At 68.1% G+C, this 24,406-nt stretch carries 23 protein-coding genes; 9 read left to right on the top strand and 14 right to left on the bottom strand.

The window, feature by feature from the left end; translation table 11 throughout:
• Nucleotides 1–2: 2 nt before the first annotated feature.
• From ACNJ7K_RS17490 to ACNJ7K_RS17475, 4 genes are read left to right on the top strand one after another with little or no spacing between them, the layout of a single operon-like run.
• Nucleotides 3–197, top strand: coding sequence for a ferredoxin (locus tag ACNJ7K_RS17490; RefSeq protein ID WP_120281491.1), 195 nt, complete (start codon nucleotides 3–5; stop codon nucleotides 195–197).
• Between the two features lie 15 nt (nucleotides 198–212).
• Entirely contained in the window at nucleotides 213–764 is a 552-nt protein-coding gene (locus ACNJ7K_RS17485; RefSeq protein ID WP_120281492.1) for a Cif family virulence factor, read from the top strand.
• Nucleotides 758–2,017, top strand: a complete 1,260-nt coding sequence (locus tag ACNJ7K_RS17480; protein WP_487042000.1) for a hypothetical protein — start codon at nucleotides 758–760, stop codon at nucleotides 2,015–2,017. The genes ACNJ7K_RS17485 and ACNJ7K_RS17480 overlap by 7 nt, the downstream gene beginning before the upstream one ends.
• Nucleotides 2,018–2,039: 22 nt before the next feature.
• A complete protein-coding gene (locus ACNJ7K_RS17475; RefSeq protein ID WP_159416651.1) occupies nucleotides 2,040–3,617 on the top strand; it encodes a GMC oxidoreductase in 1,578 nt (525 codons plus the stop codon).
• Between the two features lie 69 nt (nucleotides 3,618–3,686).
• On the opposite strand, the gene ACNJ7K_RS17470 is transcribed toward ACNJ7K_RS17475, so the two are convergent.
• On the bottom strand, nucleotides 3,687–5,150 hold the full coding sequence (locus tag ACNJ7K_RS17470) for an FAD-dependent oxidoreductase (protein WP_159416650.1): 1,464 nt from the start codon (nucleotides 5,148–5,150) through the stop codon (nucleotides 3,687–3,689).
• 22 nt (nucleotides 5,151–5,172) lie between these two features.
• Nucleotides 5,173–6,018: an LLM class F420-dependent oxidoreductase gene (locus ACNJ7K_RS17465; RefSeq protein ID WP_159416649.1), complete on the bottom strand. Its 846-nt coding sequence runs from the start codon at nucleotides 6,016–6,018 to the stop codon at nucleotides 5,173–5,175.
• 163 nt (nucleotides 6,019–6,181) lie between these two features.
• On the opposite strand from ACNJ7K_RS17465, the gene ACNJ7K_RS17460 reads away from it, so the two are divergent.
• On the top strand, nucleotides 6,182–6,865 hold the full coding sequence (locus ACNJ7K_RS17460; protein WP_120281497.1) for a TetR family transcriptional regulator: 684 nt from the start codon (nucleotides 6,182–6,184) through the stop codon (nucleotides 6,863–6,865).
• A gap of 47 nt (nucleotides 6,866–6,912) precedes the next feature.
• On the opposite strand, the gene ACNJ7K_RS17455 is transcribed toward ACNJ7K_RS17460, so the two are convergent.
• The 6 genes from ACNJ7K_RS17455 to ACNJ7K_RS17430 all read right to left on the bottom strand — a co-directional run bounded on the left by ACNJ7K_RS17455 (nucleotide 6,913) and on the right by ACNJ7K_RS17430 (nucleotide 14,651).
• The gene (locus ACNJ7K_RS17455; protein WP_487041999.1) at nucleotides 6,913–7,740 is read right to left on the bottom strand and encodes a hypothetical protein; all 828 of its coding nucleotides are present in this window, start codon (nucleotides 7,738–7,740) and stop codon (nucleotides 6,913–6,915) included.
• Between the two features lie 169 nt (nucleotides 7,741–7,909).
• Nucleotides 7,910–8,017, bottom strand: a complete 108-nt coding sequence (locus tag ACNJ7K_RS17450) for a methionine/alanine import family NSS transporter small subunit (RefSeq protein ID WP_006551747.1) — start codon at nucleotides 8,015–8,017, stop codon at nucleotides 7,910–7,912.
• Nucleotides 8,014–9,639, bottom strand: coding sequence for a sodium-dependent transporter (locus ACNJ7K_RS17445; RefSeq protein WP_455431349.1), 1,626 nt, complete (start codon nucleotides 9,637–9,639; stop codon nucleotides 8,014–8,016). The genes ACNJ7K_RS17450 and ACNJ7K_RS17445 overlap by 4 nt, the downstream gene beginning before the upstream one ends.
• A 63-nt stretch (nucleotides 9,640–9,702) precedes the next feature.
• Nucleotides 9,703–10,824, bottom strand: coding sequence for a lysylphosphatidylglycerol synthase transmembrane domain-containing protein (locus tag ACNJ7K_RS17440; protein WP_487041998.1), 1,122 nt, complete (start codon nucleotides 10,822–10,824; stop codon nucleotides 9,703–9,705).
• On the bottom strand, nucleotides 10,825–12,255 hold the full coding sequence (locus ACNJ7K_RS17435) for an HAD-IB family hydrolase (protein WP_487041997.1): 1,431 nt from the start codon (nucleotides 12,253–12,255) through the stop codon (nucleotides 10,825–10,827).
• Nucleotides 12,252–14,651, bottom strand: a complete 2,400-nt coding sequence (locus tag ACNJ7K_RS17430; protein WP_487041996.1) for a glycerol-3-phosphate 1-O-acyltransferase — start codon at nucleotides 14,649–14,651, stop codon at nucleotides 12,252–12,254. Before ACNJ7K_RS17430 ends, ACNJ7K_RS17435 begins: the two co-directional genes overlap by 4 nt.
• A gap of 187 nt (nucleotides 14,652–14,838) precedes the next feature.
• Between ACNJ7K_RS17430 and ACNJ7K_RS17425 the strand changes: the two genes are divergently transcribed.
• Nucleotides 14,839–16,350, top strand: a complete 1,512-nt coding sequence (locus ACNJ7K_RS17425; protein WP_487041995.1) for a bifunctional aminoglycoside phosphotransferase/ATP-binding protein — start codon at nucleotides 14,839–14,841, stop codon at nucleotides 16,348–16,350.
• 69 nt (nucleotides 16,351–16,419) lie between these two features.
• Here the strand turns inward: ACNJ7K_RS17425 and ACNJ7K_RS17420 are convergent, their stop codons facing one another.
• Nucleotides 16,420–17,313 carry a universal stress protein gene (locus tag ACNJ7K_RS17420; RefSeq protein ID WP_088897845.1) on the bottom strand — a complete coding sequence of 298 codons (894 nt, stop codon included), beginning with the start codon at nucleotides 17,311–17,313 and terminating at the stop codon, nucleotides 16,420–16,422.
• Nucleotides 17,314–17,461: 148 nt separating this feature from the next.
• A complete protein-coding gene (locus tag ACNJ7K_RS17415) occupies nucleotides 17,462–18,994 on the bottom strand; it encodes a CYTH and CHAD domain-containing protein (protein WP_016693031.1) in 1,533 nt (510 codons plus the stop codon).
• A 164-nt stretch (nucleotides 18,995–19,158) separates the two neighbouring features.
• Between ACNJ7K_RS17415 and ACNJ7K_RS17410 the strand changes: the two genes are divergently transcribed.
• Nucleotides 19,159–19,704, top strand: coding sequence for a flavodoxin domain-containing protein (locus tag ACNJ7K_RS17410; protein ID WP_016693032.1), 546 nt, complete (start codon nucleotides 19,159–19,161; stop codon nucleotides 19,702–19,704).
• A gap of 46 nt (nucleotides 19,705–19,750) precedes the next feature.
• On the opposite strand, the gene ACNJ7K_RS17405 is transcribed toward ACNJ7K_RS17410, so the two are convergent.
• Nucleotides 19,751–20,257, bottom strand: coding sequence for an SRPBCC domain-containing protein (locus tag ACNJ7K_RS17405; protein WP_016693033.1), 507 nt, complete (start codon nucleotides 20,255–20,257; stop codon nucleotides 19,751–19,753).
• 28 nt (nucleotides 20,258–20,285) lie between these two features.
• Nucleotides 20,286–21,206 carry a pseudouridine synthase gene (locus ACNJ7K_RS17400; protein WP_192378702.1) on the bottom strand — a complete coding sequence of 307 codons (921 nt, stop codon included), beginning with the start codon at nucleotides 21,204–21,206 and terminating at the stop codon, nucleotides 20,286–20,288.
• Nucleotides 21,207–21,375: 169 nt separating this feature from the next.
• On the opposite strand from ACNJ7K_RS17400, the gene ACNJ7K_RS17395 reads away from it, so the two are divergent.
• Both ACNJ7K_RS17395 and ACNJ7K_RS17390 read left to right on the top strand, forming a co-directional pair.
• Nucleotides 21,376–22,371 carry an alpha/beta hydrolase gene (locus tag ACNJ7K_RS17395; RefSeq protein ID WP_254072913.1) on the top strand — a complete coding sequence of 332 codons (996 nt, stop codon included), beginning with the start codon at nucleotides 21,376–21,378 and terminating at the stop codon, nucleotides 22,369–22,371.
• Nucleotides 22,361–23,227: an oxidoreductase gene (locus ACNJ7K_RS17390; protein WP_160873765.1), complete on the top strand. Its 867-nt coding sequence runs from the start codon at nucleotides 22,361–22,363 to the stop codon at nucleotides 23,225–23,227. Before ACNJ7K_RS17395 ends, ACNJ7K_RS17390 begins: the two co-directional genes overlap by 11 nt.
• Nucleotides 23,228–23,278: 51 nt before the next feature.
• On the opposite strand, the gene ACNJ7K_RS17385 is transcribed toward ACNJ7K_RS17390, so the two are convergent.
• Both ACNJ7K_RS17385 and ACNJ7K_RS17380 read right to left on the bottom strand, forming a co-directional pair.
• A complete protein-coding gene (locus ACNJ7K_RS17385; RefSeq protein WP_159416641.1) occupies nucleotides 23,279–23,713 on the bottom strand; it encodes a GNAT family N-acetyltransferase in 435 nt (144 codons plus the stop codon).
• Between the two features lie 24 nt (nucleotides 23,714–23,737).
• Nucleotides 23,738–24,406: aspartate/glutamate racemase family protein (locus ACNJ7K_RS17380; RefSeq protein WP_487041994.1), on the bottom strand; the 669-nt coding region annotated here is incomplete at its 5' end.

The following is a 24,406-nucleotide window of genomic DNA, read 5'->3' as shown; positions in this document are numbered from 1 at the left end:
GGATGAGGATCGAAGCAGATCTCGATCTGTGTCAAGGACACGCGATGTGCTCGATGGAAGCCCCGGACGTCTTCGCCGTCGCCAAACGGGGTGAGGTGGAGGTCCTCCTCGATCCCGTGCCGGAGGAGATGCATGCCGACGTACGAGCAGCTGTGAAGTACTGCCCCACCCAAGCCCTTCGCATCGTCGAAGACTGAGGACCAGGAGACAGGATGGCCACGTTCGATCGTGCCGAGCTCGACGAGATGATCACCCGCTGGGTCGACGCCAACAAGCGCGCCGAGGCCGAAGGCGACTGGAAGCCTTTGGCCGACATGTACACCGAGGACGCCACCTACGGCTGGAACTACGGCCCGAAGGACGAGTTCATGGCCGTGGGACGCGAGGAGATCCGCGACCTCGCGCTGGGCCAGGAGATGGACGGGCTCGAAGGCTGGCAGTATCCCTACCAGCAGTTCGTCGTCGACGACCGCTCCGGCGACGTGATCGGCTTCTGGAAGCAGATCGCCGACAGGACCCGCGAGAACGGCGAGCACTACGCGGTGCACGGTATCGGCGGGAGCTGGTTCCGGTACGGCGGCAACTTCCAGTGGTCGTGGCAGCGCGACTTCTTCGACTTCGGCAACGTCTCGCACCTGTTCCTCGAGATGATCACGGCGAACGCGCTCTCCGACGGCATGCAGAAGCGGATCGAACGGTCTACGGGGAAGAAGCGGCTCCCCGGTTGGTACCGGGTCGGCGAGTCGCCGGTTCCGTTGTGGTGACCGGCGTGGACACCGGCGGATCGTTCGCCGCGCTCTCCCGCACCGCTCTCGCTGTGCTCGTCCCCGAACTGTTGCTGTGCGGTCAGCTCATCGACCGTTCGGGGATGGCGCATCTGATCTCGGCATTCGGTCGGGAGGGCATGGCGGAGGTGGCCATCGAGGAATGGCAGGCGTCCTCACCGTGGTACACGCGCCGCATGCAGCGTGCCCTGAAGTTCGAAGGCGACGACGTCGTCACGATCTTCAAGGGCATGCAGCTCGACATCGGGGCGCCCCCGCAGTTCATGGACTTCCGTTATCGCGTCCACGACCGCGACCACGGCGAGTTCTGGCTCGACCACTGCGGGGCGCTGATGGACGTCGAGCCGCTCGGCGACGCCTACGTGACCGCGATGTGCCACGACATCGAGGACCCGACCTTCGACGCCACCGCGCTCGCCACCAATCCGCACGCCCGGGTCCGGCCGATCCATCGGCCGCCCCGTGCGCCGGCCGACCGGCACCCGCACTGCGCGTGGACGGTCACGATCGACTCCTCGTACGACCCACCGGCTGTCGAACCGCACACCGAAGCGCTCGGCCGGACCGCGGCCGTGGCACTCGAGCTGAGCCCGATCGACCACGATGGAGAGGGGAGACACGACTATTCGGGTCCCCTCCTCGCAGACCTCCGGTTCGACGAGTTCTCGAAGCCGGCCCTGGTACGCATCGCCGAGGAGGTGTGCCTGCAGCATCACCTGCTCGCTCTCGGCTTCCTCATGAGTGTGCGCAAACGAACCGACGAGCAGTCTGCGATCGAGCTGACCCGCAAGCAACTCACGGGTATCGCCGGCATCACGTCCGAGCGCATCCGTACCGCGCTGGGATTGCCGCGCTCGTTCGCCGGCCTGTCGGTGGTGCTCGATGTACACCCGATGCTGGCACCGGACCGGTATGTCGATCGGGTGATCTGTTTCGACGACGACGCGCTGGGTCTCCGGATCAATCGGCGAGGTGGCGCCTTCGACGACGGGTCCTGGCCCACCTTGATCGACGCCGAACACCTCGGCCCGCTCGACGCCCTGGTGCGCGGTGTGGACCCGCACTTCACCACCCGCCTGGTCTCTGCGACCGACGAGGCTCTCGTCGTCGAGGTGTTCCGTGACGAATCCCCGGCGAAGGAGTGCGACGAGGTCGCCATCACGCGCTTCAGTGCGGGTTCGTCCTTCGTCTTCGAAGATCGGGGAATCCCCCTCCCGCTCACCGTTGTCTGACCACGCTCCAGGAGAGCCCTTCGTGAATAGTGCGCTGTCCCGCCGTACCTTCCTGCGGGGAACCGTCGTCGGCGGTGCGGCCGTTGCCGCGTTGTCGTTGTCCCCGATCCCACGCGCACGCGCCGAGGTCACCGAGGAGCGCCATCGGGCGGTCGTCGTGGGCAGCGGATTCGGCGGTGCGATCACCGCGCTGCATCTCGGCCGGGCCGGTGTGCAGACGCTCGTCCTCGAACGTGGGATCCGCTGGCCCACCGGGCCGAACGCCGAGACGTTCCCTCACATGCTGCAACCGGACCGGCGGATGTCGTGGTTGTCGCCCGCCCCGGTGATGACCGGTACTCCGCCGATCCCGACCGAACCGTTCACCGGGCTCATCGAACGGGTTCCGGGGAACGGTATGGACGTCATGTGCGGCGCGGGGGTCGGCGGGAGTTCGCTGGCCTATCACGGCATGACCGTGCAACCCGACGGGCAGCGATTCTCCGATTCGGTGTCCTCGCGTATCGACTACGACCTGCTGGCCTCCGACCACTATCGGCGGGTGGCACGGGTGCTGAGGGTCGCGACCATTCCGGACGATCTGCTCGACCACGATCGGTACCGGTCCTCACGCCAGTTCCTGGACCGTGCAGGTTCGCAGGGCTACGACACCTTCAGAGTGCCGATGTGCATCGACTGGGACTTCGCGCGACGGGAGCTGACCGGGGAACTGAAACCGTCCTACACGACGGGCGACGTCATCTACGGAGTCAACAACGGCGGTAAGTTCTCGGTCGACGTCACCTATCTCGCCGAGGCGGAACGCACGGGGCACGTCACGGTCGCGCCGCTGCACCGGGTCGGCGACATCGAGCGTGCTCCGGACGGCACCTGGATCGTGCACGTGGACCGGATCCACACGGACGGAATGGTTCTCGAACGCAAGCGGATCCTCGCACAGTCGCTGTTCCTCGGTGCCGGATCGGCCGGCACGACCCGTCTCCTCGTGAAGGCGAAGGCGAAGGGGCTCGTCCCCGATCTTCCCGACGGCGTCGGAACGGGATGGGGCAACAACGGCGACCGGGTGTTCGCCGTGACGAGCCCGCTCGTCAGTCCCGGCGACCATCAGGGCGGGCCCGCCTGTGTGGGTATGCGCGACTACACCGATCCCGCCGGCCCGTTGATGATCGTCACCGGCCCGGTGCCGTTCCCCGTCGATGTGGGAACGACCACGATGATCGGTCTGGGGATCGTCGACGGCCGAGGAGTCTGGCACTACGACGCCGGCCGCGACGATGCGGTCCTGAACTGGGATCAGGCCTACGACCGGGAACTCACCCGCGCCATCGAGGCCCGCATCCGGCGGATCGCGGGACCGGCCTCGATCGTCGTCGACGTCAACGCCGTCGACATCAACACCTTCCATCCGCTCGGTGGTGCGCCGTTCGGGACGGTGTGCGACGACGCCGGTCGCGTGCACGACCAGCCCGGCCTGTATGTGGTGGACGGCGCGAAGATTCCGGGATCGACCGGGGCGTGCAATCCGTCGATGACGATCGCGGCGCTCGCCGAGTACGGCGCCGATCGGATCGTCTCTCGCGACCTGGATCGCGTGTTCTGACCCGATGGGTGGTTCCGGTGGCCCCGATGGGTGGTTCCGGTGGCCGGGCCACCGGAACCGTTCCGGCTGTCAGCCTTTCGCAGCCGACAGGCCGGCGCGACGCCCGAAGAAGCTTCCGTCGCCCAGCGACGTGCCGCTCGCATACCCCCACGCGCACACACCCGACGTGCAGCGACCCGCAGCGAACAGGCCGGGGATCGGATCGCCGGACACGTGCAGCACCTCCGAGTTCACCGAGGTGCGCAGACCGCCGAGCGTGAAACCTGCTGTGCAGTTGCGCAGATCGAGCGCCGCGATCGGGCTGCCGATGGGCTTGACCCACTCGCTCTTCTTGCCCAGCACCGGATCGCTGCCGTTCTCGGCGTGCCTGTTGTAGACCTCGACGGTCGCCTGCAACGTCCCCACCGGCAGCTCCATGTCGGATTCGAGTTCGGCGACGGTCTCTGCGACCCACTTCGGACGGAACCGGAAGAAGGGCGTCGAACTCGTTGCCGCACAACCCTCCTCGTACGCCTGTTCGTCGATGATCAGATAGGCCTGGTTGTCGTTCTTCAGCAGCGTGAGCTGACCGATACGGCCCGGATAGGTGTCCTCGGGGACGTACCGCTGACCGCGGCCGTTGACGAGGATGCCGCGGGCCATCAATTGCGGGTCGCCGAAGAAGGCGACCTCGGTGGCGTCCATGTGCGCGAGATCGGCGCCGAGTGCCTGCGCCATGCGGATCGCGCGGCCGTCGTGCTCCTCGATCGCCGCACCCGGGCGACCGCTGAGTTGCGGCGCGTACGACTCGACCATCTCCTTGTTGTACGCGAAACTGCCGGTCGCGAGGACGACGCCGCGGCGGGCCCGGATGTGGACGTCCTTGCCGTACTGCTTGGCCGTCAGGCCCACGACACGTCCGTCGCCGTCGACGATCAATCGCTGCACCCGCACGTCGTATTCGGCTCGTACACCGAGGCTTTCGGCGACCTGCGAGAGCGGCTGCATGAGCATGTACCCGCCGCCCTTCTCTCCGGTGCGCTTGTCGGTCATCTGCGGGACGTGCCCGCGCGGGGCGGGCGTGGCGATCTCGTTGAAGGGCGCGGAGTTCTCGCCGCCGGAGTACATCAGGCCGTCGTCACCGGGGATCTCCCACCCGGGTTCGCCCCAGAAGCTCTCCTTGAACACCACACCGTTGTCCACGAGCCACTCGTAGTGTTCGACGCTGCCCTCGCAGTACTCGGTGATCTTCGCTTCATCGGCGCCCGGCCCGAGCGCGGCGAGCATGAACGCCTTCATGTTCTCGGGCGAGTCGTCGAATCCGAGGGCCTTCTGCAGCGGGGTGCCGCCGCCGAGGTAGACGATGCCGCCCGACAGCGAGGCCGCACCGCCCCAACCGCCGGTCCGTTCGAGCACGAGCACGTCGGCACCGGCGCGGGCGGCCTCGATGGACGCCGAGACACCGGCGATGCCGTAACCGGCGACGACGACGTCGGCTTCGTGGTCCCAGGTGGAGACGCTGTCGGCGGGAAGGGGATGGAGATCGGTGCTCATCGGGGTCCGTTCGGGTCGGTGATCAGTGGTCGAGTTTCGAGGCGAGTCGGTCGATGTACGCGACGACGTCGTCCTGGGGACGGTCGGGCAGGCCGAAGATCACCTCGGTGACCCCGGAGTCCTCCCAGATCCTCAGTTGCTCGGCGTCGTGACGGCCTGCCAGGGCGAGGATCTCGGGAGTCCCTGCACGGCCGGCATCGGCCCAGGCCTTGTGGAGGCGCGCGACGTTGTCGACGACGTTGTTCTCCGTGGGTGTGGTGATCCACCCGTCGGTGTGGCGGACGATCCAGTCGAAGTTGCGGTCGGTGGAACCGGCGCCGAGGAAGATCGGGGGCCGTGGCTGCTGCACAGGTTTCGGCCACGCCCAGCTCGGCCCGAACGCGACGAAGTCTCCCTCGTAGGAGGCCTCTTCCTCGGTCCACAGCGCCTGCATCGCTTCGAGATACTGGCGCATCGCGGTGCGCTTCTTCTTCGGCGGTACGCCGTGGTCGGCGAGTTCCTCGGCGTTCCAACCGAATCCGACACCGAAGTTCACCCGGCCGCCGGAAAGGTGATCGAGGCTCGCGATGGTCTTGGCGAGCGTGATGGGGTCGTGCTCGAGGGGCAGTGCGACGGAGGTGCCCAACTTGATCGTCGACGTCACCGCGGCTGCGAGTCCGAGCGCCACCCACGGATCGAGGGTGCGCATGTAGCGGTCGTCGGGAAGGGTCTCGTTGCCCGTTCCCGGATGCGCGGATTCGCGACGGATCGGGATGTGAGTGTGTTCGGGCACATAGAAACTGTCGAAACCGCGACTCTCCGCGGTCGAGGCAGCGACTTCGGGCCGGATTCCCCGGTCGCTCGTGAACAGGGTGATTCCGTGGCGCACAGCAGCCCCTCTCCAGACGGTGACGGAGAAAATGTAACGCGTTCTACATCCGGAGGGAAGAGATTTCCGGACACCTGTCTGATTGTGGCCGGTCGGCGGTACGAAAAGGCAGGCGCACCACGCTGAACTATCCTCGAAACGGGCATGAACGGAAGGTGGCGTGATGACGGAGCAGTCGACGACGGAGACCGCGGGCGAGGAGTCGGCGTCGACGCAGACCTCGCGACCGGCCCTCGGGTCCACCCGGTCGCCCGGTGCGGGCCTGCGGCCGGCGCAGCGGGCGCGGTACATGCGGATCATCGCCTCCGCCGAGGAGCTCGCCTCGGAGGGCGGTTACGACGCCGTGCAGATGCGGGCTGTCGCAGACCGATCCGGTGTCGCTCTCGGTACGGTCTACCGCTACTTCCCGTCGAAGAACCACCTGCTCGTCGTGGCGCTCGTACTCGAATTCGAGACCGCCGCCGAAGCCGTGACCACCGCGGAGATCCCGGGCGGCAGTGCCGCCGAGCGCCTCATGGGCGTGCTGCGCGGGGTGATGCCGCGGCTGTCCGAGAACCCGCTGCGCTACGACGCGCTCATCCGGGCGGCGATGTTCGCCGACGCGTCCTCGGCGCCCGAACTCGACCGTCTCGGTGAGGTGCTCACGCGCCTGTTCGCGCAGGCGGCGGGCATCGACATCGTCACCGAAGAAGTACTCAACGCCGTGCGGATCATCGCCGACGTGTGGATGTCGGCGCTGGTCGCGTGGGTGGCCGGCCGGCAGTCGGTCGACGATGTGCTCGCGCACATGGACACCGCCGTCACACTCGTGTTCGACCGGCTGAACCGACTGCAGCGGGCGAGCTGACGCCCACCCGCTGCAGTTCTGGGCTCCACTCGGGAGCTCTGGTTCGATCAGGCCGGCACGTCCACGATGCCGATCGTGGGCAGGAAGAAGCACTGCGCGTCGCCGTTGCGGACGTTGCCGAAGACGGCCGAGAGCACAGTGCCCGACCCCGTCTCGACCGGCGCGACCCGCACGCCACCCAGCGGCAGGGTGTCGGCGATGAAGGTTGTGATCGCCTGCTCGACGATGCCGCGGGCCGGGGCGGGAAGGCCGGCCGGAATGGCTCCCGCCGCGGTCTCCTCCGGCGTACCCATCGGCACGAAACCGCCCTGGAAGGTGTTGACGTTGAACCACGCGAGCTGGATGCCCGAGGTGTCGGCGTCCTCCTCGAGGCCGACCGGGACGAACGCGAAGAGCGTCTCACCGGGCGAGACGACGTTCAGGGTGCCCGGCAGCGGCGACAGGCTGCGGTTCGGCCACGGTCCGGGCAGAGCGCCCGCGACGGCGGGCACGGTGCCCAGCGGCAGGTCGCCGTCGGCCGTGCAGAACGGGGCGCCGGTGGGGTAGAGGAACGGTTCGACGCCGAGACGGCGCAGGAACTCCATGCCGTCCTCGTAGGCGCCGAGCGGTGTCGCTTCGGCCGCGTCGACAGCGCTTCCGCGTGCGTTCGCGATCGCTTCGGCAGCAGCGAGGGCGGTTCGATCGACGCCGGGCAGCGCGCGGAGGGCCTCGAGCGAGCTCACGAGCGGGCTCGTGGCGGGCGCTTCCGCCGGTGCTGCCGGCTCCGCGGGTACGGGCTCGGCGCCGGCGACGGCGGGAAGTGCCAGACCTGCGGCGACGGTCAGGGCTGCGGCGGCCGAGATGCGACGCATCCGATTGCGGTGTCTGCGGCTCATGTGGGGTTCTCCTCCTGTGGGTCGTGACACCCGGACGGGCTCTACCTAACTCTAAAGTAAAGGTTTAGAGTACGACCGCTCCAGGAGACCACAAGGGCGGCGCTCCGGCCAGAGCGCCGCCCCGTGGTGTTACCGAACCGACACCCGTGTGGGTCGGTTGTGCAGATGATCAGTCCGGATCGTCCGGATGCTTTCGCAGATGCAGGATGCTCAGCAGGAGCCCGCCCCACAGCGTGACGAGGGCGAGAATCATCATGGCGACTGCCGCTGTGCTCATCGGGTACCTCCGGTGGACGAGTCGGGTCCGGGCGAGGGATCGCCGGACGAAGCAGGCGCCTGGGCGGACGCGAGCGGACGGTTTTCGTCCAGCTCGTATTCCTCGTCGATTCCCCGGCGCCACGGGATGAACGTCAGGAGGACGGCGAGGATGATCACGCCGGCCTGCACGCTCCACCCGAAAGCCGTGACCAGGCTGTCGGGAAGACCGCCGTAGCCGTCGCGGACACGGTCGCGGATCTCGCTGAACAGCATGTAGCCGAGGACGAGCGGGGTGATGATGCCCGTGAACACCATCCAGCCCGTGCCGACCTTGAACGACGACACCGAGTTGAGGTGGTCGCGGAGTTCGGGCAGACGACGATAGATCCACGCGACCACCACGAGCGCCACGAAGGCGACACCCACGATGCCGAACTGGTTCGCGAAGCGGTCCACCACGTCGAGGGTGTTCAGGCCGGTGGTGGTGGGGAAGAGCAGCAGCGACACGATCGCCGACACACCACCGATGGCGAGAACGGCGGGCACCCGGCCGAGGCCCGTCTTGTCCTGGAAGGCCGAAACGGTCACCTGGATGATGCTGATCATCGACGTGAATCCGGCGAAGACCAGCGAGCCGAAGAACAGCACGCCGAAGAGCGGGCCGCCGGGCATCTCCGAGACGATCGTCGGGAAGGCGATGAAGGCGAGACCGATACCGCCGGCGACCACCTCACCGACCTCGACACCCTGCGCCTGGGCCATGAAGCCGAGAGCGGAGAAGACACCGATGCCGGCGAGCACCTCGAAGCTCGAGTTCGAGAACCCGACCACGAGACCCGAACCGGTGAGGTTCGTCTTGCGCTTGAGGTACGACGCATAGGTCACCATGATGCCGAAGGCGACGGACAGCGAGAAGAAGATCTGCGCGTACGCCGCGATCCACACCCCGGTGTCGGTCAACGCCGACCAGTTCGGGGTGAAGAACGCATCGAGACCGGTGGTCGCGCCGTCGAGGGTCAGCGACCGGACGACGAGCGCACCGAACAGCAGGACCAGCAACGGCACGAAGAACCGGTTGGCGTTGCCGATACCGCGCTGGACGCCGAGAGCGAGCACCGCGAGCGTCGCGATCCAGACCAGCAGCAGCGTCCACGCGACGCCCGGCACGAAGCTCAGGCCGAAGGTCGCATCGGTGTCCTGGTTCAGGAACGAACTCATGAAGAAGCCTTCGGGATCGTCGCCCCAGGCCTCGGTGATCGAGAAGAAGGTGTACCGCGCGGCCCAAGCCACGATCACCGCGTAGTACACGCCGATGACGAAGCACACCAGCACCTGCCACCAGCCGATGAACTCGGCGCCGCGGCGCAGTCTGCGGAAGGCCAGCGGCGGCGAGCCGCGGAACTTGTGCCCGATCGCGTAGTCGACCAGGAGAAGGGGGATACCCGCGGTCAGCAGCGCGACCAGATACGGGATCAGGAATGCGCCACCACCGTTCTCGTAAGCGATGTACGGGAAGCGCCAGATGTTGCCGAGTCCGACCGCCGAGCCGATTGCGGCCATGATGAACACCGACCGGCCCGACCAGACCTCCCGTTTACGTGTGACCTCGTGCTGTGCCACGGACCTCGTCCCTCCATTCATTCGGATGGAGGACAACGCTAGCGCCCCGACCGGCGCGCGGGCGATCTTTTCGGGTCGGCGCCTTCAGTCGTCGTCCCAGAGCCGCAGGTCCGGGGGAGTCTCGTCCTCGTCCTCCTCCTCGCCGACGTTCCGATAGCGGAATGCGAAAACGATCCAGCCGATCGCAGCGACGAGCACGAAACTGATCAACCGGTAGACGACCACCGCCGACAGGGCCTGCGCGCCGGTCATGCCGGAGGCGGTGAGCGCCGGGACCAGCACGGCGTCCATGACACCCAGACCGGCGGGGAGTAGCGGGATGGCACGGCTGGTGGCGGTCCCGGCCGCGTAGGCCACCGCGATCCCTGCCAGGCTCGGCGCGCCACCGACGGCGTACGCGGCGAACGCCAGGCACGCACCGTCGCACACCCAGTTGCTCACCGACCACCCGAACGCACGGGCCGCATGCGGACGGTCGAGTTGCACCGCGCTCAACTGGCCGACGATCTTCCGCCACGCGCGCGCCCCCGCTTGTTCGGGCTTCTTCCGCACACGGTTCAGGCTCCGCAGGGCGATCAGTCCGATCGATTCGAACGAACCCGGATTGCCCGCCGCGTACTGGATGAGCACGACCAGCAGCAACAGGCCGCCGATCGAGAAGATCAGTGAGAACGGGTTGTTGCTGGCGCCGACGAGCAGAGCGCCGACGAGGCCCAGCAGGGCGAGTCCGGCAGCCTGCAGGAGACCGGCCATGACCAGCTGCCAGGTCGACACCACCGGCGATGCACCCCAGTGACGCATCTGCCGGTAGGTGAAGGTCGTCCCGACCACCGGTCCGCCCGGGAGGGTCACGCTCATGGAGTTCGCCGCGAGTGCCACCGAAAGCGATTGCCGTTGTGAGACCTTCACACCCGCCGCGGACAGCAGCGCCCGCTGCACCCGTGCGAAGGTCGACATCTCCGCCATCGACGCGCACACCGCCGCGAGGACCCACCACCAGTACAGGTGTCCGAGGCCGCGGACGCTGTCGGACAGCTCCGGCCACACGAGCACGATCTCGACGGTGAGCACCACGACGAGCAGCGCGCCGACGATCCATTTGAGATACCGGCGTCGCTTCGGAGTGAGCGGCCCGTTCTCACCGTTCGGGCTCTCGTCGGCTCCGTCGTCGTCCGGCTCCTCGGGTTTCACGGTCTCGTTCGTCATCTATTCGGTGGGCCAGCTCGACAGCGTGCGGCGGTAGAGGTCCTCGACCTCGGCGATGTGCTCGCCGAGGTTCTCCCGTGACCAGCCGCTCACGTCGATCGGTTCGAGCACCGCCACGTCGACGGTGCCCGACCGCAGCAGGGTCGAGTGCTTCCACAGGATCTCGCCGGCGTTGCGGATCACGACCGGCACGATCGGCACACCGGCCTGCATCGCGATGTGGAAGGCGCCCTTCTTGAACCTGCCGATCGCCGGGGTCAGCGAGCGCGTGCCCTCGGGGGCGATGACGATCGACGTCCCCTCGCGGAGGGTGTCGACGACGGGTCCGAGCGCCGCTACCGCCCGTTCGGTGTTCGTGCGGTCGACGAAAGTGGCGCCGACGAACCGCAGGAGCGGCCCGAACAGCGGGTCGTTGGCCATCTCCTTCTTCGTCACACCCGTGAAGTCCTGCCTCAGGACCTTGGCCAGCACCACCGGGTCGAGCTGACTCTGGTGGTTGAAGATGAACACCGCCGGCCGGGCGGCCCACGCATTCGCTTCCCCCACGATGCGTACGTCCACTCCGGCCAGGGCCAGGGAAACCTCGGTGCCGATGCTGATGATCGAGTCCAGCGCGGTCTTGCGGCTGCGGTTGATCAGGCCGAGTCCGAGACCCGTCCACACCGAGCCGAACATTCCGCCGTAGGCGGCGGCGGTGCGGACGAGTTCGCGGGCGCCCGGCGTGCCGCGCGGCCGGAACCGCATGATCGGCCAGTCGCGTTCGATGGCGACGCGGGTGAGAGTGCGATCGGGATTCGTGGCGGTGGGGTTGCCGGCGACGGCCAGGAAATCCACGTCCTCACCACCGTTGGAATAGGTGTAGCTGGCCTCGGCATCGATGCCGTGTGTCTCGACGAAATTGCGTGCCGCCTCCGCTTTTCCGCTGCGCCACAACGATTTCCCGTCGACCCGCCCGGTGAGCACACCGTTCTCGACCTCGAGCGGGGTGAACAGGATGTGCTCGACGTCCAGCGCGTCCCCGGCGGCCTGGATCTGGTAGCGGGACGCCGACGAGGCGATCACCACCGTGTGGCCCGCGTTCTGGTGCGCGCCGATGAGTTGCCACGCCTCCGGATACAGGTGTCCCGCGATCGTCGTCATGAACAACCGGCGGCCGATCTCGTAGAGCTCGTCCTCGGTGTGACCGCGCCACGCCTTGAAGGCGATCGCGACGAAGCGTTCGAAGTCCTCCTCGGTCTCCGTCCCGCGGATTCCGTTGATCATCGTCGCGGCCAGTTCGGATGCGGAGACCTTCCCGGCGAGCACCCGGTCGCGGAAGAAGTGGACACCGGAGAAGCCGTGCACGATGGTGCCGTCGAAATCGAAGAAGGCCGCCACTTCGGGTCCCTGTGGACCCGTGCGCACCCGTTCGAGGGCCTGCTCGAGGTTCACCGTTCCACCTTTCTGTTCGACACGTCGAGCGACTCGGCCAGCGCGACCCGCTGGGCCAACTCCGACAGCTCCGTTGCGAAGGCCTTCCTGCGCTCGCGGACGATCTCGGGGTCCTCGTCGTGGTCGAGCAGTCCTCGATTGCGCGCCAGGTCGAGCGCGGACGCGAACAACTCCGACGACACCGATTCCGGCCCGTACAGGCGGCGCTGCAGCAGCATCTGCCGGCCCACCGCGACACACTCCGACAGGAAGGCGGCGCGGTCGACCTCGAGCTCCGGGTCCCGGACGGCGAGGCGCTCGGCGACGACGAGCTGCGCGTCGAAGAACGACCGCAGCGTGCGGTGCGACATGAAGAAGCCGGTCTCGACGAGACCGGTCAGGGCTTCGTCCTTCGTCGGCAGCGTGTCGCCCCAGGACGGGACGAGCCAGGCCAGCTCGTCGCGCATCTGGGCCTCGAAGGTGTCGCGGTCGGGGAAGAAGAACTCGAATTTCAGCAGGTCGCGCAGGTTCTTCGCCTCCTCCCACGCCACCCGCGCAGGATCGTCGCCGGGATTGGCGTGCGCGTAGAGGATGGCCAGCTCCATGATCGACCGGTTGACGAACCAGTGCACACCGCTGTTGCGGTAGAACGCCGCGACGAGATGCTGACCCGGCTGGATCGAGTAGACCGGTTCCTCCCCGCCGGCGTAGGTGGTCACCACGCCCGCGTGGGTGAGCGACGAGAGCACGTCCTCGAGACCACCCTCGACGTCGAGGATGTGGAGGCCGCCCTGCGGGACACCGCGGCGATCGAGATAGCGGCGGACAGGTGCGATCACTGCCCGCACCTCCTCGAGCGTCAGCGAGCGGTCGCGCACACCGAGCAGGGCCAGGGTGACCAGGCAGTTCACCGTCACCGGAGTGTTGCAGTTGATGCCGACCGCGACTTCGAAGGCGACCTTCTGCAGCGCCTTGCGGCGCAGCGCCCGTGTCTCCTCGGAATCCGTCGGCGCCGCGGACGGGTCGGCTGCCAGCGCCGGTGCGGTCAGGTCCGGATCCCCGCCGGCGACCAGCAGTTCGCGCATCGACACGGGATCGCCGAACCGCACGTACACGTTCCCGGCCCGCTTGCGCTGATTGCGGGCGTAGCGCACGAGCCATCCCAGGCCTTCGGGTTTCTTCGTCGCACCGGTCTGTTCGGCGGCGACCGCCGCGACCTCGGCGAGCCCTTCGTAGGTGATCGAGACCGGCACCAGCATCGCGTCCTCGACCCGTCCGCCGCGGATCGCGTTGGCCACGTAGCTGAGCAGCCCGTAGCGCGGGGCCCGGAGCTTGCCGGTCCGGGTCCGGCCACCCTCGAAATACCACTCGAGGTTGAACCGCTTGCTCAGCAGAAACGCGAAGTACTCCTCGAGCGCGGCCTTGTAGACGTCGTCGTCGGCGAAGCTGCGCCGGATGAACACCGTGCCGGTGCGGCGGGCGACGGGACCGATCGGCCAGAAGGTGAGGTTGGCTCCGCCCATGATGTGGTTGCCGGGAAAGTCGTTCGCCGCCAGGATGTCGCCCAGCACGAAGGCATCGGCGTAGGACCGGTGCGAGGGGAGGAAGACCAGGGAGTACCGGCGGTTGGACTCGCGCAGTGCGCGCAGACCGGCCTCGTCGGCGTGCACGGTCCATGCCGATGAGTGCAGCGGCCGCATCGCCTGCGTGAACAGGTCGGTGACCAGTCGTGACTGCACGGCCACGAGTTCGTCGAGCGAACTGCGTGCCCGCGCCTCGACCTCGGCGCGCGAGAGGCCGTGCTCGGCGGCGATCTCGTCGAGACGGCGCCGGAAGATCGGCGAGTCCATGATCTGGGCGGCGACGAGCCGCGGGACCTTGTAGCGGTCGCCGATCACCGCTCGCTCGGCGCGTTCGAGCGCGACGACGGCGCGACGGGTCACGTACCGTGCGAGTGCCCCGTCGTCGCCGTCACTGCCCTCCACCCTGAGCGCATCCCGCAGTTCGGACAGGCGGGCCGGTTGCGCGACGACGATCCGGTAGCGGTCGGCGCCCTTGCGCACGAGCCATTTCTGCAGCAGCAGATTCGGATTGCGTGGGTTCGTGAGGGCGAGGACGTCGGAGAACCGGACACGCCGCGCACCGTCGCGCTCTGCCGGGAGCCACACGACCCGCACGGGCAGGATCAGCGGATCGTCGGTGCGGGTCACGAGCTCCTCGGTGAGCACCCGGGAGTCGAGGTCGAGCGACTCGGGGTGGGTCGGCGTGCGGTACTCGGCGGGAAGCTCGTCCGAGCGCAGCCACTCCTCGATCATCGTCCGCTCGAGAGCTGTCGTGTACGCGACAACCGCCACCGTGGGTCCGTCGTCCGCCCGCACGGTGTCTCCTCGTACCCGGCTCGGTTGATCGTTCCTCATCTCACCCCGTCCAGAAGTCGCCCCGGTGTGAAAGCTACCTGTCGCGGACGGTTCGTTCGGGCGATCCGGACGAGAACGTGCACACTGTGCGGATGCACCGGTGGGCGCTGTGCGGATGCACCGGTGGGCGCTGTGCAGATGCACCGGGGGAGTGTCTGAACGACAATGTGGTGGACGGGACGACTCGGTGGGATCAGTCGACGGCAGGGAGGGCGCAGTGACCACAGGTGCCGGACCGGAGGGTGTCGGCTACGCGGGAGTGAGGGAGACGCATTCGTCGGTGGTCTTCTTCGTCGGCGACCGCGTGCACAAGCTGAAGAAGCCGCTCGACCTGGGTTTCCTCGACAACCGCACGCGTGAGGCCCGCGAACGGATCTGCCACCGGGAGGTGGAGCTCAACCGGCGTCTCGCACCGGACGTCTACCTGGGTGTCGCGGACGTCCACGGCCCGGACGGACAGCTGTGCGAGCACCTCGTCGAGATGGTGCGGCTGCCCGACGACCGGCGCCTGGCCGCGGCGGTCCGTCGAGGTGAGGACGTGTCGGCGGTGATCGACGAGGTGGCACGGCAGGTCGCCGCACTGCACGCCTCCTCGCCGCACGGTCCCGAGATCGACCGGTGTGCCTCCGCGGATTTCGTCGCCGAGTTGTGGGATCTCAGTCTCGACCATCTCGGCCGGCTGGAGGTGGGGGCGGATCGTGCCGGGGCGTTGACGCGGATCCGGGAGTCCGTGCACCGTTACCTCGCCGGTCGGACGGTGCTGTTCGACGAACGCATCGCGGCGGGCCGGGCCGTGGACGGACACGGCGACCTGCTCGCCGACGACATCTTCTGTCTCGACGACGGTCCGCGCATCATCGACTGCCTCGAGTTCGACGACGAGTTGCGCTACGGCGACGCCGTACTCGATCTCGCCTTCCTCGCAATGGATCTCGAACGTCTCGGTGCCGAGGCCGCGGCACGGCGGTTGCTCGAACAGTACGGCGAGGTCTCGGGCGATCACCCGCCCTCCTCGCTCGTGCACCACTACATCGCCTATCGAGCGTTGGTGCGCGCGAAGGTGACCGCTCTGCGCTACGAGCAGGGTGATGCAGCGGCGCGGGAGACGGCGACCGGTTTCGTCGAGCTGCTCGAGGGACATCTCGACCGGGGACGTGTGCGCATGGTGCTCGTCGGTGGTGTCTCCGCGACCGGCAAGACGACACTGTCGCGCACGGTCGGTGCGTATCTCGGAGCGGATGTACTGCGCAGCGACGTCGTCCGCAAGGAGTTGGCGGGTCTGCAACCCACCGACCGCACCGGCGACGGTACGGATGCCGGTCTGTACGCACCGGCGCATTCGGAGGCGACCTACGGGGAACTGCTGCGCCGCGCCGAGGTCGCTCTTGCCCGCGGGCGATCCGTCGTGCTGGACGCGACCTGGTTGTCGTCCGGGCAGCGCGACGCGGCCCGTAAGGTCGCGGACGGCGCCGCAGTGGACGTGATCGAGATCGAGTGCCGTGCGGACAAGGGAATCCTGTTGCAGCGGATGGCGTCCCGCGCCGATCGCGGCGACGATGCCTCCGATGCGACCCCTGCTGTGCTCGAACAGCAACTCCGTCGGCGGGATCCGTGGCCGGAGGCGGCGGCGATCGATACGGGTGTCGAGACTGTCGACGCGGCGCGGCTGGAGAACATGCTCGGTCCGGCGCCCTGGTGATCGCGCCCCGGGAACAGCGAACGGGGATCGCTTCGTCGAAGCGATCCCCGTCGGCCGGAACGGTCGGTTCTAGACCTTGCGGGCGATGAGCACCGGGCACGGGGCCTTGTGCAGCAGGTTCTGGCTCGTGGATCCGAGCAGGGCGGCGCGGAACTGGCCACGCCCGTGGCTTCCGACCGCGACGAGCTGGGCGTCGTCGAGGTGCGCGAGCAGGACCTTCGAGGCCGGGCCCCGGTCGATCACACGCTCGACGGTGACCTCGGGATGGCGATCGCTCCAGCCGGCCAGCGTCTCGGCGAGAACCGCGGTCTCCGAGGTCTCCACGGCATCCCAGTCGACCAGTGCGGCCGTGGCGCCGACACCGAGCGCGGCGTCACCGAGCCAGGAGTGCACTGCCCGGAGCGGAACCCCGAGGGCCGACGCGAGATCGAACGCGTGAGTGACTGCGGCAGCGGACAATTCGCTGCCGTCCACACCGACGACGATCGGCCGGGAATCGGGCAGCGGAGAATCGGTGTTGCCGCGCCACACGACCACCGGGCAGGGTGAATGGTTCGCGACGCGCAGAACGGTGGAGCCGAGCAGGAAGTTCTCCAGCGCACCCGCGCCGGTGGCGCCCATGACGACCAGGCGTGCGTCCTCGGCGGCCTCGAGCAGCGACTTGGCTGCGGGTCCGGGACCGATGAACCTGCTGATCTCGAGATCGGGGTGATCTGCGCGGACTCGTTCGGCGGCGTCGGCGAGGAGCTTTTTGCCGTCCTCCTCGAGCTGCTGGATCATCTGCGACTGCACCAGCACCGCGGCCTCGCTGTAGAAGATGCCTTCCGGGGGCATCGAGTGCACGAGGTGGAGGGGTGCTCCGATACGCGACGCGACGGCTCCGGCCCACCGCGCTGCCGCTACAGCCGTCTCGGAGCCGTCGACGCCTGCGACGACTGCCTTGCGGGTGCTCGGTGTGCTCATCGATATCTCCTTCTCGTTGCGGCGCGCGGCTTCCCGTGCGCCGGTCGGCTCGAGGCCACGTTACCGCCACGACGCGGCTGTGGCCCGGTGTCGACGATCTTCATGATCTCCGATCCGGGGTGCCCGGGCCAGGGCCTTCGGACCTCGATCAGGTCCACAATCGGCGGGCGGAGCGGAAGGCCTTCTTCCAGCCGCCGTCCAGATGCGCGGCCTGCGCGTCGCCGAGCTCGGTCTCGATGCGGAACAGGATCCCGAGCCCGAAACTGGTCTCGGCGGCGTGCCCCTGCTCGGAGAGCATGTCCAGGAGATGTTCCCGCGCCACGACGGAGTCCTGGAATTCACCGAGCAGATCCTGGAAGTCGTCGAACCGGTCGAGGATCCGTCCCGAACGCTTCGGGTGCAGCGGCGCGATCACCTCGATGGCGTACCGCATCCGCTTGGCGCCCTTGCGGGCCCGGTGCATCAGCGCGTCGCGCTCCGCCGGGTTCTCGGCGTCGCCGACCTTGTCGACGCGGCGTGAGACCTTCTTCGACAGCGCTGCGACCGCGTGCAGCAGTTCCTTCCGTGCCACCTTCGGTCGCGCCCCCGCCGCTTCGGTGGCGGGAGCGAGGTCGTCGATCGCTGCGTCGAGGCGGGTGAGCAGCCCGACATACCGATCCGAGTTCAAGGTGTCGACGGCCTCGAGGCGGGCGGACTCCGACCTGGCCGAGAAGTACTCGTCGATACGGGCCCTCGTCGCTTCCCGATGCGATTCGACCGGGATGTCGGCCACGCGATCCGCGAGCCGCTCCCATTGGACCTCGAGATCGCGTGAGGGGCTGAGACGTCTTCCGAGCCAACGGAGTTCGTCGACGAGATCGTGATCGACGACGATCTCGTCGGAATAGGTCTGCAGTGCGCTGCGCAGACGCCGCGCGGCCTTGCGCATGCTGTGCACCGCGTCGGGCGTGTCGCGACGGACCGCGATGTCCGACAGCTCCAGGGTGTGCAGTTCGCTCGAGAGATAGTCGCGTACCGGGAGCAACCCCTTCGCGATCGACGGGCGGGTGGGGATCAGGTCGCCGAGCACGCGGTGGAGCTTCGACGGGCTCTCCGAACGGGTGATGCCGACGGCCGCGAAGCGCTCCTCGAGCGCCGTGAGGAATCGGCCGACCGCCTTGTCGCCGAGGGTGGAATTCCACTCGACCTCGATCTCCTTCCAGCGGATCTCCGATCCGTCGGCTCCGCGCACGGCGTCGACATCGTCGACCACCACCTCCGCGACGAGGCCGCCGTCGGACGACCGGAGTCGGTGCCGATGTCGTCGGGTCACGAGCAGAGCGGCCAGGCTCAGCGGGGCGCCGCGCCGGATGCCGCGCAACAAGGACTCGAGGTCTGCGGGAACGTCCTCGGCCGAGTCGTCACCGAGAGGGAAGTGCAGTTCGGTGCGGGTGTCGATACCGGACGGCAGTTTGAGATGCCATCCCGCGTCGTCGCCGCCCTCGCGCCTCCGGAGCGTGATCTTCGAGCGCAGCAGGCTCAGCTCGGCGGTGTCGTAGTACTGGGCCGACAGTTCGAACCGGTCGACGTCGATCGCATCGACGGACGGCAGTCCCGTCAAGTCCGGAAGCGGCCGGTCGCCGGGGGCGGAGTACTTGCGTTCCGCCTCCTCCGCGACGGTCGCCGGCGATGTGCTGGGCATCCATCTACTCCTTCTCCGTCTATGTCGAGTCCACCTTGCCACGCGGTCCGATATGAGGGGGTTCGTCCGACTGTGATCTGCCGATACCGGGCAAAGGGCACTTCGGCCCTGGTCAAGGCCCGGTTCCGGGGTGATCATGGTTCGACGCGGGTCCGGAGGTAGTGATGAAGGTTCTTGTTTCGGTGGCCAGTCGGCACGGTTCGACCGCGGAGATCGCGACAGCGCTGGCCGCGTCGATGCGCCACCACGGCGCGCAGGTCGACGTGAACGCGCCCGAGCACGTCGACGAGGTCGACGCGTACGACGTCGTGGTGCTCGGCAGTGCCGTCTACCGCAGTCGCTGGCTGCGCAGCGCGCGGGAGTTCTCCGACCGGCACGCGGCCGAACTGCGCGAACGCGACGTCTACCTGTTCTCGTCGGGTCCCGTCGCCTCGGGCGGGAGGTCGGTGAACACGTGCTACGACGCGTGCGCCGTCGCCGAACGCGTCGAGGCCGTCGAACATCGCACCTTCCCGGGGAAGTTGGATCCGGCGGTGCTCGGCACCGGCGAACGGATGGTTGTCAGGATGGTCGGTGCCCCTTCCGGTGACTTCCGGGACTGGGACGCGATCGGTGCCTGGGGTGCGCGCATCGTGGCGCGCACGACCGCCCGGGAACACGATCTCGACGGCGTCGGTTCGGCTCCTGCGCGACGTGGGGCGCGCCGCTAGGCGGATATTCCACCCGGGCGGTCGGCCCGGATCCCGAGCCGGGCGATCAGCCCGAGCTTCCCTGATAGTGCGTGCTCAGTTCGGCTGCGCGGTCCCAGATCGACCAGTCGACCGGACGTTCCTCCAACTGGGCCTCGACCACCTCGAATCCGGCGTGCCAGGCGGCGCCGTGTGCGAGGGCGTCCTCCTCGTCGTCGGTGGTGTGGGTGAGGGTGAGCCAGCACCCGCCGGAGCCGTCCGGAGTGAGTTCCCAGTGCAGAACGTCGGTGTCCCAGAGGTATTCCAGGATCCGTGCGGGCCGCACCGTGAGGACACTGCCCATGGTGGTGTGCCCTTCCGGAAGGCCGAAACGTCGGGTCTGTTCCTGCGTCGAGCGGAATTCGAGTGTGGCGCCGGGTGTGAGCTCGAACTCGACGTCGGCAGGGAACCAGGCGCGGAGATGGTGCGGATCGGTCAGGACCCGCCACACTCTCTCCGGCGAGTGGGGGAACGAGCGTTCGAACCGCAGGGCCACCCGCCCGTCATAGGTACGCGAGATGCTGCCGATTTCCATGGAAACCTCCAAGACGAGAACTCGCCGGTCAGCGGGGTCCTGGTGTGCTGTTACTCCATGCTGCCAGGTTTCGTCGGCTTACGAAGCGGGTCGGCCGACCTGTGATCGGATCGTGGAACGACAGGGACCTGGCCAGAAGCTGCAGCGGATTCGAATAGTCCTGCGGCCCAACCTCGTACACCTCCGGATAGAGGTTGTCGCCAAGGATGGGGATTCCCAGGGAGTTCATGTGTACCCGGAGTTGGTGCGTCCGGCCGGTCTCGGGACGCAATCGGTAACGCGCACGGCCGCCGGCCGTGCCTGTGACGTCGATCCGGGTGACGGCGTTGACGGGACCGTCGACCTCGCGTGCCTGCAGCACTCCGCGTTCCTTGACGATGCGGCTGCGGACCTCGCGAGGGAAGTCGAGATGCGGCGCCGCCGGGGCGATCGCCTCGTACTCCTTCTCGACGAGACGCCGGTCGAACAACATCTGGTACGCGCGTCGTGCCTCGCGCCGGACGGTGAACACCAGAACGCCCGCCGTGAGCCGATCGAGACGATGGACGGGGGACAGCTCGGGCAGATCCAGTTCCTTGCGCAACCGGACGACGGCGGTCTCCGTCACCCACGAGCCGCGCGGGGTGGTCGCCAGGAAGTGCGGTTTGTCCACTACGAGCAGGTTCTCGTCGCGGTGGAGGACGTCGATCTCGAAGGGGACGCGCTGTTCGGCGGGCGGATCACGGTAGAGATACACGAATTCGCGCGGGACGTACGGGGTCGAATGTGTGATCGCTGTGCCGTCCTGTACGACCACTTCGCCGCATTCGATCTTCTCCGCGATGCGCGTCGCATCGCTCGGGAAGCGCGCGAGCAGGAACTCCGCTATGGTCTCCCAACTGGGGTTTTCCGGCAGTCGCAGGCGGGTGGGGTTCAGGCCGTCGCGAACGGGGAGGGGAGCTTCGGGCACGGATCGTCAGGTTAGCGGTGCGAACGGAATGCGAATGCCGAGGGCCCGACGATAACGCTGCCGGACTTTCCACGATAACGATTGTGTGCAAGCCTGCTTAAGGTTTCTGCACCGTCGATACCCTGGGACGGAAGTGAAGAATGTTACTGGAGTGCAAGGGGAGCTTGTTGTGACGATTTCGGCGAAGACCGGAACCCGTCGGCGGGGGGGACGCGCTCTCGTACGGCTGCTGGTGGCGGCACTGGTGCTTCCGCTGGCACTCGCGTTCAGCGGGCTCGGTGCCGGCACGGCTGCGGCCGACCCGTACGAACGCTTCCACGAGGACATGGTCGCCGCACCGGGTGGGGTCGGGGCGATCAAGGTGCGCATCTGGCGAGCGAACAACGGCAGCAACAAGGCCGTCTATCTGCTCGACGGTCTGCGCGCCACCGACGACGTGAGCGGCTGGGAACACGAGACCAACGCGGCGTGGCTCGCCGATCACGGCGTCAACGTGATCATGCCGGTGGGTGGACAGTCGAGCTTCTACGCCGACTGGTACGCGCCGAGCAATTTCAACGGCCAGCCCTACACCTACAAGTGGGAGTCCTTCCTCACCCAGAACCTCCCCGACCATCTCGCGAACGCCTATGGCATCGACCGCAACAACAACGCGGTGGTCGGCCTGTCGATGGGCGGTAACGCGGCGCTGATCCTGGCCGCCTACCACCGCGACCAGTTCAAGTTCGCCGGCTCGCTCTCGGGTTACCTCAACCTCTCGGCTCCGGGTATGCGCGAAGCCATCCGTCTCGCCATGCTCGACGCCGGCGGATACAACGCCGACGCGATGTGGGGACCGCCCTGGAACCCGGCGTGGCTGCGTCACGACCCGTTCGTCGCGGCGCCGCAGCTGCGCGGCCTGCCGATGTGGATCTCCGCGGCGAGCGGCCTGCCCGGCCAGTACGACCGGCCGAGCTCGCTGGTGGGCAGCTTCAACACGACCAACGCCATGGGTCTCGAAGCGCTCGCCCGCACGCAGAACCGTGCCTTCCAGGTGCGCCTGCTGACCTTGGGGATCGACACCGCACACTTCTCGTTCCCGATCGTCGGTACCCACTCGTGGGGCTACTGGCAGGACGAGCTGTGGGCGATGCTCCCGATGCTCAAGTCCTCGATTGGCGCCTGACGCCACCACATCGCTGGCCGGCCGCACCGTCGTCGTGACGGGGGCCACCAGCGGGGTGGGTGAAGCGACGGCCCGGGCCCTCGGGGCTGCCGGTGCCACCGTCGTCCTCACCGGTCGCAACGTCGACCGGGGCAAGCGCATCGCCGACGAGATCGGCCCCCGGGCCGAGATGATGTCGCTCGATCTCGCCGACCTCTCGGCGATCCGTGCCTTCGCGGACGCCTTCGCCGATCGGCGGATCGACATCCTGGTCAACAACGCCGGGGTCATGGCGGTGCCGCTGCGTCGCACCGCCGACGGGTTCGAGATGCAGATGGGAACGAACCATCTCGGACACTTCGCCCTGACCGGACTGCTGTTGCCGCGCATCACCGGTCGCGTCGTCACGGTGTCGAGTGCCGCCCATCTGATCGGCCGGATCGATCTCGACGACCTCAACTGGGAACGCCGCCCGTACAACCGCGCCGCTGCGTACGCACAGTCGAAGCTCGCGAACCTGCTGTTCGCGCTCGAGCTCGAACGACGACTCGCCGCGGTCCGCTCACCGCTGCGCGCCGTCGCGGCCCATCCGGGCTACGCGGCGACCGAAGTGGGCAGTCACACGGGGACGTGGTTCGACCGGTTGTTCGGTTTCGGCAAGACGATCCTGCAGCGCACCCCGGACCAGGGAGCCGAATCAGTCGTGCTCGCCGCTTCCGATCCGGGCATCGCGGGCGGCTACATCGGTCCGCGTTTCCTGCTCTACGGAGCGCCCGGTGTCGCCGGCGTGGGGCGTCGCGCCCGCGACCGCGAGACCGCGACGCGGCTGTGGGAGTTGTCGGAGAAACTCACCGGAGTCCATGTCGAGATCGGCTGATACGCGTCGTCGCCCGCACCCCGTGACCGCAGCCCGACGGGCGCCGTGTGGTCACGGGGTGCGGCGCATCGGCACGTGGTCGATCCCGGCCTCGAGGTAGTTTGCTCCGGTGCGCACGAACCCGAATCGCGCGTACCAGTGCTCCAGGTACGCCTGCGCCGAGATGTCGACCACCCCCGGACAGGTCCCGAGCGCCACCTCGATCAGCTCTGCGGCGAGGCCGCGCCCGCGTGCGTGCCGGGCGGTGGCGACACGGCCGATGTGGGCGATGTCCCCGTCGTCGTGGAGCACGCGCAGCGTCGCGAGAACGTCGTCCCCCTCCCGCGTCCAGAACAGTTCGGTGGTCGGGTCGAGATCGCGGCCGTCGAGTTCCGGTTCGCTGGTGATGCCCTGCTCGAAAACGAACACGTCGGTCCGCAGAGCGACGATCCGGTACAGGCTCTCGGGGTCGGTCTTCCTCAGCGGGGCATGATGGATGGATGGCACGTCCCGATCGTAGGGGGCGGGGCTTCACCCGCCCGTCGTGAACCCCTCGAGGAGTCCCGCATAGCGCTTCGGCGGGGGAGTCGCGAACTCTTCTCGCTTGCCGGTCGCCAGCCCCATCGTGACCAGCGACTGTACGGTCAGCGTCGCGGCCGCGACACCGTCCACCACCGGCACGCCGATCTCCGCGGAGATGTGCGCACACAGGTCGGCCATCCCGGCGCAGCCGAGCACGATGGCGTCGGAACCGTCCTCGTACAGGGCGTCGAGGCACGCCTCGGTGACGATCTTGCGTGCGTCGGGATCGCTGTCGAGGGCGAGCACCGGCAGGTCGCACGCGTGCACGCCCCGGCACGCGTCGCGCATGCCGTAGCGGTGCGCGAGGTCCCACGCGCGTCCGGTCGTGCGGGCCAGCGTCGTGACGACGGAGAATCCGCGCCCCAGGACCGCGGCGGTGTGCATGGCGGCCTCGGCGATGCCGACGACGGGCCCGGCGGCGAGCTCGCGCGCCGCGTCCAGCCCGGGATCGCCGAAGCACGCGATGACGTAGCCGTCGACGCCGTCGCGTTCACCCTTCTCGATCTCGGTGAGGATGCCCGGCACGGCGAGTGCCTCGTCGTAGTGGCTCTCGATCGACGGAGGTCCCATCGCGGGGCTGACCGCCTCGACGCGTGTGCCCGGACCTGCGACGGTCCG

This window comes from Rhodococcus shunpengi, from assembly GCF_048381395.1.
Classification (GTDB): Bacteria; Actinomycetota; Actinomycetes; order Mycobacteriales; family Mycobacteriaceae; genus Rhodococcus.
The sequence above is the reverse complement of the archived record's forward strand: the minus strand, read 5'-3'. Positions and strand labels throughout refer to the sequence as shown.

Excerpts from the sequence above, each read along its gene's own strand:
- ACNJ7K_RS17485 (WP_120281492.1), top strand. The coding sequence starts at position 213 with ATGGCCACGTTCGATCGTGCCGAGCTCGACGAGATGATCACCCGCTGG.
- ACNJ7K_RS17415 (WP_016693031.1), bottom strand. The coding sequence starts at position 18,994 with ATGCCCAGCACATCGCCGGCGACCGTCGCGGAGGAGGCGGAACGCAAG.
- ACNJ7K_RS17460 (WP_120281497.1), top strand. The coding sequence starts at position 6,182 with ATGACGGAGCAGTCGACGACGGAGACCGCGGGCGAGGAGTCGGCGTCG.
- ACNJ7K_RS17445 (WP_455431349.1), bottom strand. The coding sequence starts at position 9,639 with ATGAATGGAGGGACGAGGTCCGTGGCACAGCACGAGGTCACACGTAAA.
- ACNJ7K_RS17470 (WP_159416650.1), bottom strand. The coding sequence starts at position 5,150 with ATGAGCACCGATCTCCATCCCCTTCCCGCCGACAGCGTCTCCACCTGG.
- ACNJ7K_RS17405 (WP_016693033.1), bottom strand. The coding sequence starts at position 20,257 with ATGGAAATCGGCAGCATCTCGCGTACCTATGACGGGCGGGTGGCCCTG.
- ACNJ7K_RS17490 (WP_120281491.1), top strand. The coding sequence starts at position 3 with ATGAGGATCGAAGCAGATCTCGATCTGTGTCAAGGACACGCGATGTGC.
- ACNJ7K_RS17430 (WP_487041996.1), bottom strand. The coding sequence starts at position 14,651 with ATGAGGAACGATCAACCGAGCCGGGTACGAGGAGACACCGTGCGGGCG.
- ACNJ7K_RS17455 (WP_487041999.1), bottom strand. The coding sequence starts at position 7,740 with ATGAGCCGCAGACACCGCAATCGGATGCGTCGCATCTCGGCCGCCGCA.
- ACNJ7K_RS17410 (WP_016693032.1), top strand. The coding sequence starts at position 19,159 with ATGAAGGTTCTTGTTTCGGTGGCCAGTCGGCACGGTTCGACCGCGGAG.
- ACNJ7K_RS17420 (WP_088897845.1), bottom strand. The coding sequence starts at position 17,313 with ATGAGCACACCGAGCACCCGCAAGGCAGTCGTCGCAGGCGTCGACGGC.
- ACNJ7K_RS17440 (WP_487041998.1), bottom strand. The coding sequence starts at position 10,824 with ATGACGAACGAGACCGTGAAACCCGAGGAGCCGGACGACGACGGAGCC.
- ACNJ7K_RS17450 (WP_006551747.1), bottom strand. The coding sequence starts at position 8,017 with ATGAGCACAGCGGCAGTCGCCATGATGATTCTCGCCCTCGTCACGCTG.